Consider the following 21,519-nt stretch of genomic DNA (forward strand, 5'->3'; position numbering starts at 1 on the left):
CATGTCTCTAGCAGCTGCGAAAGCAGATTGACGCTTCACGGCTAGCCTTCGAGTCCGTCGATTTTGCCGAGCACGATCAGCGTGCGAATGAGCACAGCCCCCGCTTGCGCACGCGAGGTTTCTCGCTGCGGCTCGTAGCGGCTGCCGCCAGTGCCTGTCATAATGCCAAGCTCGGCCATGCTGCGTACCGCCTCCAAATACGCCGGCTTCACGCTGGCAATATCTTTGTAGCCGTTGACATTGATAAAGCCGCCGTCTGCATGGCCGGCAGGGAGCTCCTCAGTTTTCGAAATAGCTGCCGCAACCATGCCCGCCATTTGCTCGCGTGTAAGCGGCTGGCTGTCCACGGCATAGGACGCCGGCAGCGCATTTGCGCCGAGCGCCCGAGTCAGCATCGCTGCGAATTCCGCTCGCGTTACAGTCCGCTCCGGAGCAAACTTGCCGCCGCCGATGCCGTTTACCAGCCCCTTCGCTGCGGCCAGCCGGGCAAGCGGTTCACCCCAATGCTTAGACATGTCACTGAAGACGACTTTATTCTCCGCAATGACATACGTGCCGTCCGCCGCAGAACGGATCGCTGCGAACCAGACGCCGCCGATATTAAGCTTGCGGGCAGGAACGAATGCGAGCTGCTTAGTTGCTTCGTCAAAGCGGAAGGCCCCCCAATACTTCGGTATCGCCTTCGGTTCGGCTGATAGCGGAATAAGCTTTGTCATTTCAGAGCTATATGTGTCCACTGATCGCAGCACCGCACCAGTCCCGGCATTGACAATGTCAACGCGTGCATGGACGGGAGCTCCGATTACCTTGCCGTCAGGCAAGCCGCTCGTAAGTGCATCCCGCAGCGAAGGATCGCCGGATTTATCGGTCAAAGTAAGTTTAAAGCTAATATCATTAGCGCCAAGCTTGCTTTCAGCAAGCAACTCCTGCAGTCCCGGTATTAGCGAAGCGAGCTGAACCGGGATGCGGTAGCTGCCGTATGGCGCCTTAATCTCAAGAAGGATAGCTCCATTTTTGCTCGCAAAACCTGCAAGCACGCTTGCCGGAATGCTGGCATAGACGGCGCTGCTGCCAGTATGCGGCGAAGCCTCCAGCACAGCAATCGGCTTCGTCGTGTCGATGGTGCTCGCTGGAACGAGAGTACCGTTCAGGTTGATGCCTGCCACGGCAGCAGGTGAGGACGTGCCCCCGCTGCTGCCGCCTCCGCTTATCGGTGAAGGGGTGGGCGCAGGAGTAACTGTTGGAGTGGGACTAGCAGTTGGAGTAGGGCTAGCCGTTGGACTTGGCGTGGCCGCTGCTCTGGTCACAGTTACAGTGTACGTCTTCGTTGTTCCAATTTGCGCAGTCACTTTTACTTCAATAATATTATTGCCGTCAGTCAAGGGCAGCGGGCCGAAAGGCGAGCCGCTGGCGGCAGCCGCACCGTTAATCGTGACCGTTGCTGCGCTGGTCGATACCTCTGGCGTAACCGTAATCTCGCTCACATTGCTGCCTACAGCTGCTGTATAAACCGTCGTACTCTCTTCAAACAATGGATTAAGAGAGCCGTCTGACAACGCAAGATGGCTAAGGTTCGCGTCGGTGGACAGTGGAACAGCGCTCACTTCATTGGACGCGGAGCTGTCCCGTCCGGCAAAAGCGGCTTTAACTGAATAATAATAGGTCATGCCGTTGGTCAATCCGGTTACTGTTCGGGAATAGACGGAGCTGCCGACAGTAGCGACCTCGGCTCCGCTGCTCCCCAGCGTCTGGCTCTGATAAATTTTATAACCGATTGCACCGTTTACCGGCTCCCAGGCCAAATCAGCCTGCATATCTCCGGCTATAGCAGGCTGCATAACAGGCACACTGGACACCCGAATGACTTGAGTGGAAGCCGTAGGAATAAGCCAAACGTTGAGGCCGTCAAACATGGCGGAATACATGGGATTGGCATTAACGCCTGCTGGCCAATTCGAGAAGCTCTCCATTTCGCCAGTCGTTGTGTCAATTCTGAATAATGAGCTGAAGGAGCTAGCCTTTACCCAAATATATCGCCCGTCAAAGGTGCTTTTGCCCAATAGGCTTCCGGATTTATTGAAGCCAGCCGGCCAATCGTCATAACCGGTCATTTCGCCAGTGCTCGTATCCAGCTTCACGACCTGATTTGCGTTATAGGGTATCATCCACATGCTGCGTCCGTCAAATATGCCTCCGTTGAATGCATAAAACCCTTTCGCGAAGCCGCTAGGCCAGTTGTCGTAGGCGGTCATATCTCCCGTAGCTGTATCGACCTTGATGACACTGCTCGCCGTATTAGGAACGAGCCACAAATTTTGCCCGTCAAAAATACCGTCGGTAAAAGCATAATTCGGCAGCGTAAAGCCGCTGGGCCAATCATTATAGCTGGCCATGCTGCCAGTTGCCGGATCGAGGCGAATCAGGGCATTGGCACTGGAAGGAACGAGCCAAATATATTGCCCGTCAAAAATGCCTCCACTGAAACGGGGAGAAGTGTTGTTAAAGCCGGCTGGCCAGCTGTTGTAGCCGGTCATGACCCCGCTTGCCGGGTCAAGTTTAATAATCCGGTCAGCTAATGCCGGGATCATCCATAGCGATTGCCCGTCAAATACGATGTCGCTGAATGCCCCGTACCCCTTCGTGAAGCCTGCTGGCCAATTGTTATAGCTGGTCATGGCTCCCGTTACAGGATCCAGCTTGACTACCTTATCCGTTTCTTGCGGGGCCATCCATATGGCTTGGCCGTCCGAAGCACCGCCTGCAAAAAGCGTGTAGTTCAGGCTCACGTCGCTTGGCAGCTCGTAAGCCGCTATCTCGATAGCGGGGCCGAGAGCGGTTGCCGCGGCTCCTGATGCCGCTGTTGACGTGGCTGCTGGCCAGAAGCCTGATGTCAGCAGCAGAGCGGCGAGACATACCAAGATTTGGTGCTGTATTTTGCTAAGCATCCGATAATCCTCCTATTCGTTTCCCTGATTGGAAAGGCTGTAATCTATATTCTTCTATCTATATTTTACTTATTTTAGCAGCAAAAAAATCCCCCTATAGGGGGATTTAGCGAAAAACAACATCTATTTTAGGCAAGCTGTACGTTTTTGCCGTTCATGGACGAAGGAAGCAGCGAATAAACGTTTTGCAGGTGAAATACGCGCGGGCTAAGCTTGAAGCTGGAGCCCTTGAAGGTGCAGCGGTCATAGTTGAAATGCAGGGACGATATTGTAATGGTGCAGTTGTTGAACGTGCAGCCAATGTAGTGGTTTCCATCGAAGCAAATATGCTCCCCGTCAAAGCGTTTGTTTATTATATAGTCCATCCTATATTCCTCCTCGAAATGTGTATCGAATTACTTTGTATTTACCCTAGTAAACAGATATGAAACAGGCATTAAGTGATATTGATTTCAGATATCAGCTAGCCCTCTCCTTTATTTGACGAAAAAGGAGCCTGTCCGGTTTTGCGGCGGGCGCTCTTGCAGACTGGGCTTAGCTGGGCGTGAACGAGCCAGGCACGCATTCATTTCCCCGCCTAATATAATGATATGCGACGTAATGAATAACCAGACCAGCAAAATAATAATGCCGCCTATGCTGCCGTACGTTTTGGAATAGTTGCCGAAATTATTAATGTAGAACTGGAACAGCATCGAGGCTGCAACCCAGCCAATTGTCGTAAACAGCACGCCGGGCAGCACTTCATTGATGGTCAGCCTGCGGTTAGGAGCAATCCAATACAGCATCGTAAATACGATAAGCATAGCGGCGAGCGGAATCGCATATTTCACCAAATTCCATACCCACTCGCTTTCACTTGGCACATGAAGCAGGTTGAACAAATAGCTGCTGATCGTCTGGCCAAATACGAGCATAAGCATGACGAGCGTAATGACAAGGCCAAGCACGAGCGTGGCGATCAGTGCAATGCCGCGTATTTTCCAGAAGGGGCGGCTTTCCTGCTCCTCATAGGCTGTATTCAGGCCTTTAATAATGGCATTCATGCCATTGGATGCCGACCAGATCGTCGCCAGCATTCCGACCGACAGCAGCGTCCCATTGCTGCCCTGCGTAATTTCTTCAAGCACCTTGCTGATTGCCTCGCCCGTCTCGGCAGGAAGCAGGCGAATAAGCTCGGCCACGAGGCTGTCCCCAGATAACTGAACGAAGCCGAGCAGGCTGACGACAAACAGCAGAAAGGGGAAGAAGGCCAAAATCAAATAAAAAGTCAGCTGCGCCGCTACCCCCGGCACATCATCATCGCGGAAACGGACATACATATCGAGGAAAAATCGCATCGTTTTTGATTTAGGTGCCATAAGCAGCTACCTCCGTTTATGATCTATCTTTTTAAGTTATTCATATATGGTCATGCAGGCTGGTTAAGCCCCGACATTGCCTGTCGTTTATGCTGTTGCTTATACTTACCCGCACAGGAGGCAGCTCAAGCGAAATAGGACGTATGCTATTCCAAAAACTAGTAGACAAACTGGATTAGTAAGGAAGTGGGTGTCAAGGAAATGAATTGATGGAGAGAAGAGAGAGGAGCTGGAGCAAGATAATTCGTACAATTAATCGCGCAGCAGGTACAACTTTTTCCAAATGATCATCGTCTATAGAATAAATGGGCGGACAGGAAGTGATCGTATGGACGTATATTTGCAAGCAAGCGTCGTCATAGCGCTGCTGCTAGGAGTGGGCCTATTGTTTATTGCTTCTACTAAAAAACGTCATGGGCAGGGCGAGCATATGAGCGAGCGTCAAAAAACGCTGCGGCGAATCGGCGCCTGTATCGTGATTTTCACAACGCTGCTGATCGTATTCGGCTTGTTGTCTTATAACGCCGATGAAGTGCATCAGATGGGGCATTGAATACTGACGCACAAAGGGGTTATCGTTAAGCCGCGCTTGAATAAGGCGACTTAACGATAACCCCTTCTATTGGTTGCGGCTCAGCTATTGGGTCAGCTATTGGGAAAACGGTAGGCTGCGCCCGCATGAGTATCCGGCAGGCGTGTATTTCCTTTGCCGAACAGGCGCTCGCGAAGCGTATCCTCCTCGTATTGTTGTCTGAACATGCCGCGCCGCTGAAGCTCTGGCACAACGAGATCGACAAAGTCGATATGCGTCCCGGGAAGCACATAACGCTCCAAATTAAAGCCGTCAATACCGGTTTCCTCTACCCAATATTGCATTTGGTCGGCAATTTCCTCAGCTGTTCCGGCTATTACAATACCGCGAAATTCCTTCTCGGCAAAATTATCGCTCACTTCTCGGACGCTCTGAACTTTGCCGCTATGCTTCGTATAGCGCTCGGTATGCGTGCGTCCTTGCTCGGTTTTTATCTGTTCGAATGGCGCATCGGGATCGAGCGCGGACAAATCAATGCCCGTCGCATTCTCATAGGTGAGCAAAGCCGCCTCCCGGCTGCGATGGGCTTTATATTCGGCAAGCTTGCCCTCAGCTTCCTCGCGCGTACGGCCAACCACAGCCGACAGTCCCGTGAAAATTTTAATTTCCCCGGCTCCTCTGCCATAAGCGACAGCCCGCTTGCGAATATCCTGCACCTGAGCCCTCAGCGCTTCTACAGTCGGGGCTTTCAGAAAAACACCCTCGGCATGCTTGGCGGCAAAATCTCGCCCACGATCCGAGCTGCCCGCCTGAAACAGGACGGGCGTCCGTTGAATAGAAGGCTCACTGGCATGGGAGGCCTTCATTTTATAATATTTGCCGCTGTGCTCAATGACATGAACCTTGTCCGCATCAGCGTAAATGCGGCGCTCGCGATCGGCGATGACAGCGTCATCCTCCCAGCTGCCCTCCAGCAGCTTATAGCTGGCTTCCATAAATTCCTCAGCCTGCTCATAGCGTTCATCATGCGGCAATATGCCGCTGCGGCCAAAGCTTTCCGCGCCGCTGATGCCGCCTGTAGCCACGACATTCCAGCCAATGCGGCCGCTTGTCAAATGGTCAAGCGTCGAGAAGCGGCGGGCGTTGGGAAATGGCAGCTCATACACAGGCGAGGCCGTCGTGACGAATGCGAGATGCTTCGTGCTGGCAGCGAGTGCAGAAATGACCAGCATCGGATCGTTGGAGGGTGTGTACACAGCTTCGCGATACGAAAGCTCGCGCTTATGGTGGGGGTAGCCATAGGAATCGGCAAAAAACATAAAATCGAATTTGCCGCGCTCCAGCACCTGCGCCAGCTCAATCCAGAAAGCCAGCTCCTTGTAGCGTGTAGATTGATTGGCGGGATGGGTCCATAAGCCCTGGGTCATTTGATTAGGGGTATGAATATCGAAAATGCCTAAATGGATTTTTTTCATCGCAAGCAGCGCTCCGTTCCACTATTTAAATATCAAGTTATTCACTCGGAATAATAGTTATAAGTGAGCATAGCGGAAGGGGCAGCGTTTGTACAATTGAAAATGCTAAAGCGCCGCTTTAATAAACCTAAAGCATCGACGCGCTACCAATCTGGATCAGGAGTGAGCGCCTGCTTAATATCGGCAATCAGCTCTTTATTAATTTGGCTCAGCGTCGTGCTGTTCCGCTTAATGAGGATGCCGAGCTCAGGCCCCTCGGCCATATCAATAACCTGCTTAATGATTGTCCCCGGCAGCGGCGGTGAAATGGCGACGATGGGCGACAGGGCAATGCCAAGCTGAGCCTGTACATAATATTTGAGCGCGGAGATGCTGGCGACCTCAATGCTGTTATGCCGCAGCTTGCCGATTTTTTTCGTAATCATTTCCTCGATGCGAATCCGAAACGAGCAGGTTCCCGGCGTGAACAGAAACTTTTCATTCCGCAAATCCTTCATCCGTATTTCCGCGCGTTCAGCAAAGGGATGCCCAGCAGGGAGCAGCAATGAAAATTGTTCCTTCATTAAACGGTGAAATTCAAGCTCGATATGCGGTTCAGGCTGATTGCAAAGCGCCAGATCAATTTCATCGTCGATGACCATCTGCATCAGCTCTTTGGTCGTGCCGACCTTGACTTTAATTTGCACCTTCGGCTTTTTTTGCGTATACGCGGACAGAATGCCAGGCAGGCGACTGCTGGCGGAAGGCTCCGAAGCGCCTACCCGCACAACGCCAGCGTCCCCTTGAATGAAATCCGTTAAGGAGCTGTTCAGCTCGTCGTATTCCCGCAGCAGCATATCGGCCCGTTCATGGAACAGCCGTCCGGCGCTGGTGAGCGTTATCGTTTTGCCCCGCTCGAACAGCTTCATGCCGAGCTCCTCTTCCAGCTTCTTGATTTGTATCGTAATGGTAGGCTGCGAATATTGCAGTGCCTCGGCAGCACGCTGGAAATTACCGAGCTTAACAATGGTCTGGAACGTTTTAATTAACCGAATTTCCATGCGATTTCACCCCTATGCTTAAAAAATACTAAATTGGCTATTTAAATCTTTCAATTATACACGTTCAGCTTTATGCCCTATTATAACAGATATAAACCCGATTAAATCAAGTGGATTACACATATTTAAAATGGAAAATGGAGGTTTTACCCTAATGTCGAACGAAAGCTTGTACACCAGACACGCCCCTAGCTTCTCATCCAAAATATTCAGCTATGCCCCTGATGCCTTTAAGGCGTTCGGCGAATTTAACAAGGAAGCACTTGCTGATGGCGTAATTTCAGTGAAAGTTAAAGAGTTTATAGCCGTTGCCGTTGCCCATGTTACAGGCTGCCCTTATTGTATTGAAGCCCATGTCGGCAAAGCGAAGGCGCTAAACGCATCGTTCGAGGAATTGTTCGAAGCGGCGGCTGTCGGTGCTGCGGTCAATGCTCATTCCGCCTTCTATCAGTCGGTCAATGCGCTTAATGCGTTCAACGACAGCAAAGAAACGGATTTGTACAGCAGAAGCAATATCGAGCTGGTCGAGCAGCTGGAGGACGTAAATGAGGGGCTGTACAATGCTTTCTTCGAATATTTGCATAAGTCGCTTAAGCCGCAGCATATCGAAGCGAAGGAAAAGCTGCTCATCGCAGTAGGCTCGGCCCATGTGACGGGAAGTGCTTACAGCATTGAGATTTTTACAAGGCAGGCGAAGGAAGCGGGAGCAACACTGGAGGAGCTGGCTGAGACGATTGTTGTGGCAACGGTGTTGAAGGCAGGCTCTGCGATGGCACACCGGGTGAATGCCCTTCAAGCCTACGAGCGGGAGTAGCAGCCGATTTCTAGCCATTAATAGCCTGATAATCGAATGAAGAAGAAGAGGAAGAAGGGGGAAGCAAGCATGTCAGATGAAAATAAAGGCTGGAGCGGACAGCTCCCCGAGTGGGTTCATGAGCAGGTTGTCGCATGGCGAAGGCATTTGCATCAGCATCCGGAGCTGTCCTTTGAAGAGACGGAGACGGCGCAGTTTGTCGAAGATACGCTGCGCAGCTTTGGCGGGCTCATCATCAGCCGCCCAACGAAGACGAGTGTGCTGGCGAGGCTTGTCGGTGCTTATCCGGGCAAAACGCTGGCGCTGCGGGCGGATATGGATGCCCTGCCGATAGCGGAAGAAAACACGTTTGATTATGTTTCGCAAAATCCGGGCGTCATGCATGCCTGCGGGCATGATGGACATACCGCTGTGCTGCTCGCGACAGCGCGTCTGCTTGTAGAGCAGAAGGAGCGGCTGCATGGCGAAATCCGGTTTATTTTTCAGCATGCAGAGGAGCTTCCTCCGGGGGGAGCGCGCGAGCTGGTCGAAGCTGGCGTACTGGACGGCGTGGATTGGATCGTTGGCGAGCATCTGGCCGCCCAATTGCCCGTCGGACAAATTGGCGTCGTATATGGTCAGATGTCGGCATCGCCGGATAATTTCACCATTACCGTTAATGGGGTTGGCGGCCATGCCGGCTTCCCTCATCGCTCGGTCGATACGATTGCGATTGGCGCCCAGATCGTGACGAATATTCAGCATATTGTGGCGCGTTATACCGATCCGTTGGAGCGGCTGGTCGTCTCTGTGACCCAATTCACGGCGGGAGCCTCCCATAATGTCATACCTGATAAGGTAACCCTGAAAGGAACGGTGCGGAGCTTCAGCGAGCAGGTGCGCAAGCAGGCGGAGGAGCAGCTGCAGCGCATTGTCGCAGGTATTGTTTCGGCACATAATGCGCAATTCGAGTTCCAGTATGTGTACGGCTATGATCCCGTGGTTAATGACGAAGCATTGACCCGAATCGTGGAGGAGGCGGCGATTGAAGTCGTCGGCAAGGAGCGTGTCGTTCACAACCCGCCGGGCATGGGCGGCGAAGACTTCTCCGCCTACCAGCGCAAGGTGCCTGGCACATTCATTAATATAGGCGCGGGCAACGTCGAGAAAGGCATCGTTTATCCGCATCACCATCCACGATTTGCAATTGATGAGGATGCGTTGGCAAACGGAGTGGCCTTATTCGTAAAAGCAGCAGAAAAGCTAGTGGATTGGCAGTCATAATGCACAATAACAGGGAGGCACTTTATTTATGAAGCAATATCAAAAGTTAGGAATAATCGGATTGCTCGGCGCATTGCTCATCGTTTTCGGCTGCTCCAGCAACAGCTCTGCACCTGCAAGCCCGAATGGAGCGGCTTCGCCAGCCGAGTCAGCAGCAGCTGGCACATCGGGAGGCGAGAAGCTGGCAACCGAACTGAAATATCCGCTTGCGCAAACGATTCCGACGCTTGATCCGCATCTGTCGCTTGGCGGAAGCAATTCCACGATAGCGGTCAATATTTACGAGGGACTATTCGCCTTTAATGCCAAGTATGAGCCTGTTCCAATGCTCGCCGAGTCTTATGAGCTGAGTGAAGATGGGAAAGTGTACACCTTCCGCCTTCGTAAAGGCGTCAAGTTTCACAATGGCAAGGAGATGAAGGCAGAGGATGTAGCAGCCTCGCTCAATCGCTGGAAAAATACGGCGCCGCGCGCGAAAAGCTCTTTTTCCGATCGCGAGTTTGAGGTGAAGGATGACTATACGGTCGTGCTCAGCTCGGACGTGCCGAGAAATGATACATTGGCGCAGCTTAGCCATGTGCTTAATTTTGCAGCGATTATGCCGAAGGAGGTCGTGGATGCGGCTGGTCCGGATGGCGTAACCGAATATATTGGAACCGGGCCGTTCAAGTTTGTGGAGTACAAAACCGACCAATACGTGCATCTGCAAAAATTTGCGGATTACCAGCCTGTCGATGCGCCAGCTGACGGTTTTTCCGGCAAGAAGGAAGCGCTCGTGAACGATTTGTATTTCACTTTGGCTACGGATAATGCGACGCGTTTCTCCTCTTTCCTCGCGAAGGACTTTAACAATGTCGATGTCAGTCTGGATAATTTGCCGCAGGTTGAAAATGACCCTGACGTGGAAATCATCAAAAACCTGTCCACTGATTTCAATTTGGTTTTCAATAAAAAAGGTCCGCTGTTCTCGCAGCTGAAATACCGCCAGGCTGTCGCATCGGTGCTCGATGTTGACCAGGTTTTGCTTGGCATCGTCTCCACACCGGAGCTGTACCGCTTGAATCCGAGCTACATGTACAAGGAAAATGCGAAATGGTACAGCGAGGCAGGCAGCGAAGCCTATAACCAGAAAAATCCGGACAAGGCGAAGCAGCTTCTCCAGGAAGCGGGCTACAATGGCGAGGAAGTTACCCTTCTGACGACCAAGGATACAGGCACCTTCTATAATGCAACGTTGATGGTGCAGGCACAGCTGGAGCAAATCGGCATCAAGACGAAAATCGACATTTCCGATTACGCCACGATGCTGACGAAGCGGGCTGACCCGAATGGCTGGGATATTTATGTCGGTCCATTCCTCGTGCCTTCAACGCCTTCACAGCTGCTTTATTTGAACCCGACCTATGGCTTTGCTGATGATGCCAAGCTTGCGGAGCTGCTTGAAGCTTCTACCTCGGCTATTAGCGACGATGCGATAAAAGCGGCGAATGATGCGCTGCAAGCCTATGAGTGGGAGTATTTGGCGGCGATTAAAATCGGCGATATTTACAACTACAATGCGGTTCGCAAAAATCTCGTCGGCTTGACGTACCTCAGCAACATTCCGAATTTGGCAAATACGAAGCTGGTTGAATAATAGCATTGCACAGCACTATACAGCATTGGAGCGGGCCTAAAGCAGGCATACAGCAGCTGCTTGCCGTGCGGAATTCTACTTTGGAGGGAGGTAAACGGTTTGACCGCTTTTATTGTAAAACGGGTGCTATCGTTGATCCCTATTCTTTTCATTATGTCGGTTATTGTCTTTCTGATCATTTACCTCATTCCGGGTGATCCCGCGCGCGTCATGCTGGGTGATGGAGCAGACGAAGCGACGATTCAGCAGCTGCGTGCCAATATGGGGCTTGATCAGCCGCTTATCATGCAATATGGCCAGTGGATGGGTTCAGCGCTGCGCGGGGATTTAGGCGATTCTTATTTTTTGAAAAAATCGGTGTCTGCCGTCATAGGCGAGCATCTTCAGCCTACCCTGTCGCTCGCGCTGCTTGCCGAGCTGATTGCGATAACCATCGCACTGCCCTTCGGCATATGGGCGGCAGTCAATCGCGGGGGCTGGGCGGATAAAGCATTGACCGCCTATACGCTGCTCGGCATAACGATTCCCGGCTTCCTGCTCAGCATGTTTCTGGTGCTTCTGTTCGCCGTGCAGCTGAAATGGCTGCCGGTATCCGGCTATGCGCCGATCAGTGATGGACTTTGGAATTTCTTGAAATTTTTGATTTTGCCCGGCATTTCAGTCGGCGTCGTCATGTCGTCGGTTATTGCCAGAATCGTTCGCTCCTCCTTTCTGGAGGTGATGAACCAAGGGTATGTGAAGACGGCGCGCTCGAAGGGGCTGCGTGAGCGGGGCATCGTATACAAGCATATTTTGCGCAATGCGCTCATTCCCATTTTGACGGTCATTGGCGGAACGTTCGGTACGCTGCTCGCTGGCGCGGCGGTCGTAGAGAGCATTTTTAACATTCCGGGACTGGGACAGCTTCTAGTCCATTCGGTATCGCGCCGGGACTATACCGTCATTCAAGGCTTGGTGCTGTTCATCGCGTTCACCTATGTGCTAGTGAATTTGGTCGTTGACCTGCTTTATGCGGTCGTCGATCCCCGGATTCGGTTGAATAAATAACAGAAAGGAGGCTGGGCGCGGATGGAAAAAACACAGCCCTCGCTGCATCTGGCAAAGCGCAAGCGCACGATAGGCAATCGAAGGCGCGGACTGCTCAAGAGGCTGCTGGCAAGCAAAACAGCGTCGGCGGGCAGCGTGCTGATGATAGTGGTCGCCTTCATTTCTTTTTTTGCGCCATGGATATCCGTTTACGGCCCGCTCGACGTCGATATCGTCAACCGTTTGTCGCCGCCGGGCGCGCAGCACTGGTTTGGCACGGATAATTTGGGCCGGGACATTTTCAGCAGAGTGATGCATGGCACGCAAATATCGGCGCAGGTTGGCTTTGCCGTCGCTTTGTCGGTCGCCGTTCTAGGTCTTGTTATCGGTTTGTATGCGAGCATGTACAAGTGGCTGGATCAATTGCTGATGAGGACGATGGACGCTTTGTTTGCTTTCCCGGCGATTTTGCTGGCGATTGCCATTATGGCCGCGCTCGGGCCAAGCGTTTCCAATCTGATTATTTGCCTGATTATCGTGTTTATTCCTTCGGTAGCCCGAATCGTCCGTTCGGCCGCGCTCGTCGCGAAGGAGCAAACCTATGTGGAAGCGATGCACGCCTTGGGCGCGTCACAGACGAGGATTTTGTGGCAGCATATTATGCCCAGCACGATTTCGCCGCTTATTGTGCAGAGCTCCTTTATTTTTGCCGAGGCGATTATTGTGGAAGCTGCACTTAGCTTTCTGGGGGCAGGCATTCCGGCTCCGATGGCAAGTCTCGGCAATTTGCTGGCCGATGGAAAAATGTATATATACAACTCCTGGTGGATGACGCTGTTTCCCGGCTTTGCGCTCATTATTTCGGTACTGGCGATGAATTTGTTTGGGGATGGAATCAGGGACTTGCTCGATCCTCATGTTAGACAGGGTAAAGGGAAAAAATAGGGCATCGCAGCCGGCGGGTTGGAGTCCGACTAAGGAGGGTGGAAGAAATGCCGGAGGAGCTTTTGCTTGAGGTTAAAGCTTTACGAACTTATTTTCATACAGCACGCGGGAAGCTGGCCGCAGTCGATGGCGTTTCCTTTGATGTTAGGCGTGGGGAAATCGTCGGCGTTGTCGGAGAATCCGGATGCGGCAAAAGCGTCACTGCCCAGTCCGTGCTGCGGCTGCTCGATGAGAAGCATGACGTGAGCTATGAAGGGGAAATCCGATTTGCAGGCAGCAATCTGCTTGAGCTGAAGCAGCGGCAAATGCGGGAAATTCGGGGCAATGAAATTGCGATGATCTTCCAAGACCCGCTTAGCTCGCTCAATCCGGTATACACCATTGGCGAGCAAATTATCGAGGCTATAGTGCTGCATCAGAAAATCAGACGCAAGGAGGCGGTTCGCAAAGCGATCGAGCTGCTAAAGCTGACGGGCATTCCTTCGCCGGAGCAGCGGGTGTGGGAGTATCCCCACCAGCTTTCTGGAGGCATGCGCCAGCGCGTCATGATTGCGATTGCACTGGCCTGCGAGCCGCAGCTGCTTATTGCCGACGAGCCGACGACAGCGCTGGATGTGACGATTCAAGCGCAAATTATGGAGCTGATAACAGAGCTGAATCGCAAGCTGGCAATGAGTGTTCTGCTCATCACCCATGATCTGGGTGTCGTCGCGGAAACATGCCAGCGCGTCGTTGTCATGTATTTGGGGCAGGTCGTTGAAATGGCTGATGTCGCCACCTTATTCGCCCGTCCGCTGCATCCGTATACGATTGGTCTGATGGGGGCCATACCGCGAATGGATGGAGACAGAACGCAGGATTTGCAAGTGATTGAAGGCAGTGTGCCTTCGCTATCGAATGTACCGACGGGCTGCCGCTTTGCGCCGCGCTGCGCCTATGCAGACGACCAGTGCCGCAAGCATGTGCCGGAATTAACGCGCGATGCTGCCAGTGGAACGATGGTGCGCTGCTGGCATGCCGGTACTTTGGCTGAAGCGTTCGAAGCAACTGAAGCAGCTAGAGCAGTCGTAGCAGCTGAAACAACTGAGTCAGCCGAAGCATCCGAAAGAGTCGAAGCGAAAGGAGGCGTGCAGCATGCCATCTATCCATGAACAGGAAGGCGGGCCCATGCCGCTGCTGGAAGTGAAAGGCTTATCCAAGCATTATAGTACGAAGCGTCCGGCATCCTTTCGCAAAAGTCTCGTTAAAGCCGTTGATGATGTTTCCTTTCACATTTATGAAGGGGAAACCTACGGGCTGGTCGGGGAATCGGGCTGCGGCAAAAGCACGCTCGGCAAGGCGCTGCTGCGTCTCGTTGAGCCTACTGCCGGAGAAGCGCTGTACCAGGGCGAGGATTTAAACCGCATGCCGAGCCGCCAGCTTCGGGCAAGCCGCCGGCAGCTCCAGATGGTTTTTCAGGACCCGTATTCCTCGCTGAATCCCCGCAAGACCATCGGCAGAACGCTGGAAGAGCCGCTCATCATTCACGGAATAGGCAGCCCGCAGGAACGAACGGAGCTTGCGCTGCGGATGCTGGAGACGGTGGGCTTGCAGGAGGAGCATTATGACCGGCTGCCGCATGAGCTGTCCGGCGGCCAGCGCCAGCGGATTGGACTCGCCCGGGCTCTTATTCTTGAGCCGCGGCTCGTCATCTGCGATGAGCCCGTTTCGGCGCTGGACGTCATCATTCAATCGCAAATCATTAACCTGATGCGCAAGCTGCAGCGGGAATTAAAGCTGACGTATTTATTTATCGCCCACGATATTGGCGTCATCCGCCATATATCTGATCGCATTGGCGTCATGTATTTAGGCAAAATGGTCGAGGAGGCCAGAACGGACGACCTGTTCGCCCAGCCGCTGCATCCTTACACGCAGGTGCTGCTGTCCGCTGTGCCGATTCCCGACCCTGCAATAAAGAAGGAGCGGATGATTTTGCAGGGCGACATTCCATCTCCGCTGGAGACGGTCAGCGGCTGTGCTTTTCATCCGCGCTGCCCGTATGCGGTTGAGACCTGCCGGAAGCAGGTGCCGCTCAAGCGGGAGGTTGCGCCGGGCCATTTTGCAGCGTGCCATCTTGCGTAAGGCCACTTGCACACAAGCTAAGCTATTGAGGGATAGGAGAGAGTAGACGATGAAGAAAAAAATTCATTTGGGCGTATTTGAGGTGAATGCCGTCAATCATTTGACCCAAGGCATCTGGACGCATCCCGAGCAAAATCGCATTCATTATAACAGCATTGATTATTGGATCGACATCGCCCGGACTTTGGAGCGGGGCAAGTTTGATTTTATGTTTTTCGCTGACAGCTACGGCTATCCGAAGGAGAGGACCGAGCTTGCGTTCCGCGAGGCATCGGGTGCAGTAGGCAATGACCCGATGCTGCTCATTCCAGCGCTTGCGCAGGCGACTGAGCACCTCGCTTTTACGATGACGACCTCGACGACGTATGAGGCTCCTTATGCGAATGCGCGCAGATTTTCAACGCTGGATCATATTACGAAGGGGAGAATCGGCTGGAACGTCGTGACGACGAGCAGCAAATCGGCCGCCGATTTGTTCGGCAGAAGCGAGTTTCTGCCGCATGATGAGCGTTACGATATGGCTGATGAATATATGGATGTCAGCTATAAGTATTGGGAGGGCAGCTGGCAGGACGATGCGCTGCTCGTTGATCGCGAGAAGCGGATATTTGCTGATCCGCAGAAGGTTCATAAGGTGAAGCATGAAGGGAAATATTTCAAGTCGGAGGGGTACCATGCTTCGACGCCTTCCCCGCAGCGGACGCCGGTTATTTTTCAGGCGGGCAGCTCCGGAAGGGGACGCGCTTTCGCCGCGAGGCACGCGGAGGGCATCTTCCTCAAGGCGCCGACGACGGAGGTGCTTCGGGACCAGATCGCTGATATTCGCAGGCGGGCCGCAGAATATGGACGCGATCCGGCAGCAGTGAAAGTGTTCACCGGGCTGTCGGTTGTAGTGGCAAAGACGCGCGAGGAGGCGCAGCGCAAATTCGACGAGTATATGCAGCATCAGAGCGCAGAAGCGACGCTATCCAGCTACGCTGGTGTGACGGGAATCGACCTGACGCAGCTTGATCCGAACGCCTATTTTGAAAATATTCATACCGAAATGGGCCAAACGCATACCGACCGTTTTACGAAGCACAGCAAGACGAAGAAGACGGTGCAGGAGGTCATGGACGATTTTGTGCAAAAGGGCTTCCGCGGACTGACCGTTGTCGGTACGCCAGAAGACGTTGCCGATCAAATCGAACGCTGGACGGAGGAAACGGACGTGGACGGCTTTAATCTGGAGCCGTATGTGCTGCCAGGCTCCTATGTCGATTTTGTCGACCTGGTCATCCCGGAGCTGCAAAAACGCGGGCTGTTCAAAACCGATTACGAAGCAGGCACGCTCCGCGAGCGGTTGTTCGGCAAGGGTGAGGCGCGACTGCCGGAGCATCATCCAGGCGCTTCGTTCCGCACGCCGGCCGCCCTTGTCTAATCGAAGGAAAGTAGGAGACGATGATGTTTAACGACGAGGTGCTCCTCCAGCTTGTGGAGCAGACCGAATACACGCAGCGCCAAGCGGAGCTTCTCGCCCAGCTTCGCCGAATAGGCAAGCAAAGCATTGGGCCCGCCGCCAAGCAGGTGGATAACGAAGGCGCGTATCCTTATTCCTCGCTCGCTGCGCTTAAGAGCGAAGGCTTGCAAAATCTGTCTGTTCCTGAGGCGTTCGGCGGCTTCGGCGCTGGCTACAAGGGAGATGCTGTGCTGCTCGTATTGGCGCTGATGGAGCTGGCTTCCTGGTGCTCGTCCACCTCGCAAGTATTTGCCTTGCACAATACGGGGGTACAGCTGGTGCATGCGATGGGGGATGCGGGGCAGCAGCGATTTTTTTTCGAGGAAGTCCAGCGCGGCCACCTATTCGGGAGTTTTGGGAGCGAGGCAGGGGCGAATCGTTTCGTACTGGCTAATACGCTTCGTAAAGTAGAGGGCGGCTACCGGCTGAATGGAAAAAAGATTTTTGCAACCGGCTCGCCCGGCGCAAAATGGGCGTTCTGGCGCTCGGTGTCCGAGGATGCGCCGGGCAATCAGGATGAACGGTATATGATGCCTATAGCGGAGCTTAATGGAGCGGGCATTACGATCCATGATGATTGGGACGGCATCGGGCAGCGCGGCACCGGAAGCGGCACCGTCATTGCGGAGGACGCTTTTATTCCAGAAGCGCATGTAATGGGAGGGCCAGGCGCTTATGCCGCCCATGTGCCTTTTTTTGCAGCACAGTTTCATATTCATTTTGCGGCCCAATATGTCGGGATTGCGATTGGCGCTTTTCGGGAGGCTGTTGACTATTTGAAGGAGAAAGCAAGGCCTTGGTCAGAGGCCAAGACGGCGGCTGAGGACCCGATTGCGCAGCTCCGGGTAGGCGAAATGGCGGCCAAGCTCTCCTCCGCGCAGCAGCTGGTAGTTCGCGGCGCACGTCTGCTGCAAGCAGTCAATGAACGGCAAGGAGAGCCGGAACTGCACAGGGCTGTTCAAGCAGCGGCGTCCCATGCCAAAATCATCGCGACCGACACCGCGCTCGACGTAACGAATGCGATTTTTCAAATTATGGGTGCCCGCTCAGCGACGAGAAGCTGCAATTTCGACCGCTATTACCGCAACGCCAGAACGCTCACGCTGCATGACCCGGTAGACAAGCAGCGCGAGGCGGCGGGAAGGCATGAGCTGGGACTATAGCTTGGAGATACAATCAATCGCAATGAAGCACGAACAAGCATAAACAAGGAAGCACTCCGAATGTCCCATTTGGAAGGTCTTCCTTATTTGTGTTCAGCTAGTGTTTAGCTAGGCCAGCTAGGCCTGAAGAAGCAAGCAGGAATAATGATATTATTGAAAACGCTTGCAAAAAATACTATACTTTGATCAAGCGGCAGAAGAGAGAGGGGTAAAGCATGAAAATCAGACATCCGTTTTTTTATCGCACGCTCCGCTTTAAGCTCTTGTTCGGTTTCCTGCTGCTTGTCATTCCGATTGTATCCTTCATGATCTACAACAATCTGTATGCGATTAATGTCGTACGGAATCAGGTCGCCCAGTCCAATAAAAATCTGATCAGCCTCTATATGGGCCAAATTGACCGCAATTTGGAGGATGTGGAGAAATATTTGTTTAATATAGCGGCGATGGAGACTGGCCTGCTCGTACTGGAGCAGCCGCGGGAGCAAAATCCCGACGGCTATGCGTTCGAGAAAATCCAGCTGAGAAACCAATTGAGGAATGAATTGCCCAATTATAAGTCGATGGATATGTTCTTCATTTATTCGCCGGAGAATGATGATTTGATGAGCGTGTTTGGCGTTGCGCCGGATTATGCCACCGGAACCGTGATGGAGCAGAACATTGTAGAAATGATCAAGCTTGCCAAGAAGCCGCTGCAGAAGGACTGGTTCGTCCAGCATATGGCGGACGGTGATTATTTAGCTTATGTCATTCAATACGGCGACATTTATATAGGCGCGATGGGCAATGTAGATCAGCTAATGGTGCCGCTGCATTTAATTGATTTGGGTGAAAAGGGCCGGGCCTTTCTGACGGATGACCGTATGAAGCCCATTATTGATACGCCGCTGGATGGCGGCATCTCGATTGAACCTAGCGGCAGCGGGAACGAAGGCTATCAGCTTACGGGAAGCGATGACCAATTTATCGCAGTCGGCGAGCGCTCCTCACGAGGCCGCTTTGGGCTGGTCGCCCTCATTCCCGACAGCGTTGTGCTGGAGAAGCTTCCCTTTTTGCGCAGCATCGTCTCGCTCATCTCCTTTGGGGCCATTATCATTTTGCCGATTATTTTGCTGCTGCTGCGCAAGCTGGTGCTTGTTCCAGTCAATCGTATTATTATGGCGATGCGCCGCATCGAAGACGGCAATCTCGATGTGCGGATCACGAAACCGTCCTCCACATTTGAATTTGAGGTGATGAACGAATCGTTCAACCGCATGATTACGCAAATTAAGGAGCTCAAGGTTAATGTGCTGGAGGAGCAGCTGAATAACAAAAAAGCACAGCTTAAGCATTTACAGCTGCAAATCAATCCTCATTTTTTTCTTAACTCGCTTAACATTGTTTATAATTTGGCCCAAGTGAAGGATTATCACCTTATTCAGGAAATGACGCATTGCCTGGTCCAATATTTCCGGTTTATGTTCCGCAGCAATCTGTCGTTCGTGTCTCTATCTGATGAGCTTGCCCATACGATGAATTATTTACGCATTCAGGAAATGCGCTTTCCGGGCGATTTGACCTTCGCTTTCCATACGGATGACAGTCTTGGCAGGGTGCCTATCCCGCCGCTAGTCATTCAATCGTTTGTGGAAAATACAATTAAGCATGCGGTAAATACGGATACGCAGGTTCACATTGCCGTTACTGCCAAAGCGCACAATGAAGATACGCTTTATGTCCGCATCGAGGATACGGGGGAAGGCTTCCCGCCGCAGGTGCTGGCACTTCTCCAGCGAGATATGGAGCTGAGCAATGAAGAAGGCGATCATATCGGCATTCAAAATGTGAAGCAGCGGCTAGGACTGCTTTATCAAGATGCAGCACGCATGGCACTAAGCGGCAGCTCAGGTCAAGGGGCGATCGTAGAGCTGTGGCTGCCGATGCAACCAGAAGAGACAGGGGGACGACGAGGATGAGACAGCTGTTAATTGTCGATGATGAGCGGCATGCGGTGCGGGGCATTAAGGCAGGCGTCGAATGGGAGGAGCTTGGCATATCGGTTGTGCATGAAGCTTACAATATCCGAACGGCTAAGGAAATTATGAGCGACAGCAAAATCGATGTGCTTATTTGCGATATTGAAATGCCGCAGGGCAACGGCTTCGAGCTGCTCGATTGGGTGAAAATCCATTACCCGCAGACAGAGGCTATGTTTCTTACTTGCCATGCTGATTTCTCCTATGCGCAAAAAGCAATTCAGCTAGGCAGCTGCGATTATATGCTCAAGCCCGTCCGCTACCCCGAGCTGGCCAGCACGGTCAAGCGCGCGCTGGACAAGCTGGCGAAAGCCGATCTTGATCGCGAGAAGCTGCAATTTGCAGACATGTACGAGCATTATTACCGGCTATGGGAATCTTATCAGCCGATGTTTATGGAGCGCTTCTGGCAGGATTTGCTGAGCCGCTCGATCCCTTCGACGAAGGACGGCATACGAGAGGCGCTGGCGAAGCATAACATTGCTTATGAGGAGCTGCCGCTCTATAAGCCGGTGCTCATTAGCGTCCAGCGCTGGCACAAGGAGCTGACGCTGCGCGAGGAGAAGATCATGGAATATGCGCTGCGCAATTCCTTTGAGGAAATGATACTCGCGAGGTCCGGACTCGGGCGAATTGTTCAGGTGCGCAGCGGGGCGCTGCTCGCGCTGCTGCCTATTCGCCAGGAGGGGGAAGGCGAGCAGCTGCATGAGCAGATCGATTCCTATATCGAGGCGTGCAATCGTTATTTTTTCTGCGACTTGTGCTGCTATATGGGAAGCTCAGTACCAGTAGAGGAAATATGCGAGATGTACGAGCAGCTTGTTGAGATGGAGTCGCGCAATGTAACGCGCACGAACGAAAGGCTTAGCCCCGTCAATTGCGACGTCAGCACGGATGTTGCCCCGCTTCCTGTGATGAGCGGCTGGGCGGAAATGCTCAAGCTTGGTTGCGGGAAGGAAATGCTGGAGGAAATCGCTCAATACTTGGACGGCGTTAAGCAGTCGGGGCAGGCGGATGCCAGGTGGCTGCGCAGCTTTTATGAGGATTTTCTGCAAATGGTGCATCAGGTGCTGCATGCCAAGGGACTGCGGGCGCATCAGGTATTTTCCGCGATGGTATTGATGAAGCGGGTAGATGCCGTAACCCGGTCTATTACTGATTTGTCGGAGTGGGTAGCTGTGCTTATCCATGAGGTCAGCGGCAATCTGAATAGCGTAGACGAGACGCAGACCGTCGTCGACAAGGTCAAGCATTACATCGCCAAGCATATGAGCGATGATCTATCGCGTGAGGATATTGCCAGCCATGTATGCCTGCATCCGGATTATTTGGCCCGCCTGTTCAAGAAGGATACAGGGCTGACGATTTCCGAATATTTGCTGCAGGAGCGGGTAGCGCTCGCCAAGCAAATGCTGGCGAAGACGGAGCTGGCGATAACAAGCATTGCCTATGAGCTGGGCTACGGCAACTATTCGCATTTTTCGAAAATGTTCAAAAAAGCGACCTCGGTCGGGCCGCAGGAATATCGCAAGCTCCAGCAAAGTGGGCAGGCCAAGGGAAGCTGAATTTTCCCCTTCTCCTCTTACGAATCTAAAATAACCCTTCAGTTCCACGGGTAGCGAGGCGCCTGGCAAGCAGTAAGCCATCGTCCATCCGCTGTGGAATGGAGGGTTTTG

17 protein-coding genes are annotated in these 21,519 nt (G+C 52.9%); 12 read left to right on the forward strand and 5 right to left on the reverse strand.

Going from position 1 to position 21,519, the window contains the following annotated elements; all coding sequences use genetic code 11:
* Positions 1 to 41: 41 nt before the first annotated feature.
* The 3 genes from ASF12_RS10370 to ASF12_RS10380 form a co-directional block, all read right to left on the reverse strand.
* Positions 42 to 2,945 carry an S-layer homology domain-containing protein gene (locus ASF12_RS10370; protein ID WP_056033645.1) on the reverse strand — a complete coding sequence of 968 codons (2,904 nt, stop codon included), beginning with the start codon at positions 2,943 to 2,945 and terminating at the stop codon, positions 42 to 44.
* Positions 2,946 to 3,073: 128 nt separating this feature from the next.
* Entirely contained in the window at positions 3,074 to 3,310 is a 237-nt protein-coding gene (locus tag ASF12_RS10375; protein WP_056033648.1) for a hypothetical protein, read from the reverse strand.
* Between the two features lie 111 nt (positions 3,311 to 3,421).
* Positions 3,422 to 4,306: a YihY/virulence factor BrkB family protein gene (locus tag ASF12_RS10380; RefSeq protein ID WP_056033651.1), complete on the reverse strand. Its 885-nt coding sequence runs from the start codon at positions 4,304 to 4,306 to the stop codon at positions 3,422 to 3,424.
* Between the two features lie 328 nt (positions 4,307 to 4,634).
* On the opposite strand from ASF12_RS10380, the gene ASF12_RS10385 reads away from it, so the two are divergent.
* Positions 4,635 to 4,859, forward strand: coding sequence for a hypothetical protein (locus tag ASF12_RS10385; protein ID WP_056033654.1), 225 nt, complete (start codon positions 4,635 to 4,637; stop codon positions 4,857 to 4,859).
* Between the two features lie 92 nt (positions 4,860 to 4,951).
* Here the strand turns inward: ASF12_RS10385 and ASF12_RS10390 are convergent, their stop codons facing one another.
* Entirely contained in the window at positions 4,952 to 6,313 is a 1,362-nt protein-coding gene (locus ASF12_RS10390; protein WP_056033657.1) for an LLM class flavin-dependent oxidoreductase, read from the reverse strand.
* 143 nt (positions 6,314 to 6,456) lie between these two features.
* Positions 6,457 to 7,353: a LysR family transcriptional regulator gene (locus tag ASF12_RS10395; RefSeq protein ID WP_056033665.1), complete on the reverse strand. Its 897-nt coding sequence runs from the start codon at positions 7,351 to 7,353 to the stop codon at positions 6,457 to 6,459.
* A gap of 154 nt (positions 7,354 to 7,507) precedes the next feature.
* Here ASF12_RS10395 and ASF12_RS10400 point away from each other — a divergent pair, with 154 nt between their 5' ends.
* The 11 genes from ASF12_RS10400 (at position 7,508) to ASF12_RS10450 (ending at position 21,408) form a co-directional block, all read left to right on the forward strand.
* The gene (locus ASF12_RS10400) at positions 7,508 to 8,167 is read left to right on the forward strand and encodes a carboxymuconolactone decarboxylase family protein (protein WP_056033667.1); all 660 of its coding nucleotides are present in this window, start codon (positions 7,508 to 7,510) and stop codon (positions 8,165 to 8,167) included.
* A gap of 69 nt (positions 8,168 to 8,236) precedes the next feature.
* A complete protein-coding gene (locus ASF12_RS10405) occupies positions 8,237 to 9,430 on the forward strand; it encodes an amidohydrolase (RefSeq protein ID WP_056033670.1) in 1,194 nt (397 codons plus the stop codon).
* A gap of 28 nt (positions 9,431 to 9,458) precedes the next feature.
* Positions 9,459 to 11,066 (forward strand): ABC transporter substrate-binding protein, encoded by a 1,608-nt coding sequence (locus ASF12_RS10410; protein ID WP_056033672.1) that lies wholly within the window; start codon positions 9,459 to 9,461, stop codon positions 11,064 to 11,066.
* A gap of 99 nt (positions 11,067 to 11,165) precedes the next feature.
* On the forward strand, positions 11,166 to 12,113 hold the full coding sequence (locus tag ASF12_RS10415; RefSeq protein WP_056033675.1) for an ABC transporter permease: 948 nt from the start codon (positions 11,166 to 11,168) through the stop codon (positions 12,111 to 12,113).
* A gap of 21 nt (positions 12,114 to 12,134) precedes the next feature.
* Positions 12,135 to 13,037 (forward strand): ABC transporter permease, encoded by a 903-nt coding sequence (locus ASF12_RS10420; protein ID WP_056033679.1) that lies wholly within the window; start codon positions 12,135 to 12,137, stop codon positions 13,035 to 13,037.
* A 47-nt stretch (positions 13,038 to 13,084) separates the two neighbouring features.
* Positions 13,085 to 14,188, forward strand: a complete 1,104-nt coding sequence (locus ASF12_RS10425; protein WP_063892538.1) for an ABC transporter ATP-binding protein — start codon at positions 13,085 to 13,087, stop codon at positions 14,186 to 14,188.
* Positions 14,172 to 15,161, forward strand: coding sequence for an ABC transporter ATP-binding protein (locus ASF12_RS10430; protein ID WP_056033682.1), 990 nt, complete (start codon positions 14,172 to 14,174; stop codon positions 15,159 to 15,161). Before ASF12_RS10425 ends, ASF12_RS10430 begins: the two co-directional genes overlap by 17 nt.
* Positions 15,162 to 15,210: 49 nt before the next feature.
* Positions 15,211 to 16,581, forward strand: coding sequence for an LLM class flavin-dependent oxidoreductase (locus ASF12_RS10435; RefSeq protein WP_056033685.1), 1,371 nt, complete (start codon positions 15,211 to 15,213; stop codon positions 16,579 to 16,581).
* A 20-nt stretch (positions 16,582 to 16,601) separates the two neighbouring features.
* The gene (locus ASF12_RS10440) at positions 16,602 to 17,822 is read left to right on the forward strand and encodes an acyl-CoA dehydrogenase family protein (RefSeq protein WP_081418741.1); all 1,221 of its coding nucleotides are present in this window, start codon (positions 16,602 to 16,604) and stop codon (positions 17,820 to 17,822) included.
* A 215-nt stretch (positions 17,823 to 18,037) separates the two neighbouring features.
* Positions 18,038 to 19,783 (forward strand): sensor histidine kinase, encoded by a 1,746-nt coding sequence (locus tag ASF12_RS10445; protein WP_056033689.1) that lies wholly within the window; start codon positions 18,038 to 18,040, stop codon positions 19,781 to 19,783.
* Complete coding sequence (locus tag ASF12_RS10450) at positions 19,780 to 21,408, forward strand: response regulator transcription factor (RefSeq protein ID WP_056033692.1); 1,629 nt, start codon at positions 19,780 to 19,782, stop codon at positions 21,406 to 21,408. Before ASF12_RS10445 ends, ASF12_RS10450 begins: the two co-directional genes overlap by 4 nt.
* Positions 21,409 to 21,519 lie beyond the last annotated feature (111 nt).

Origin of the sequence: Paenibacillus sp. Leaf72 (assembly GCF_001422685.1) — a bacterium.
Classification (GTDB): Bacteria; Bacillota; Bacilli; order Paenibacillales; family Paenibacillaceae; genus Pristimantibacillus.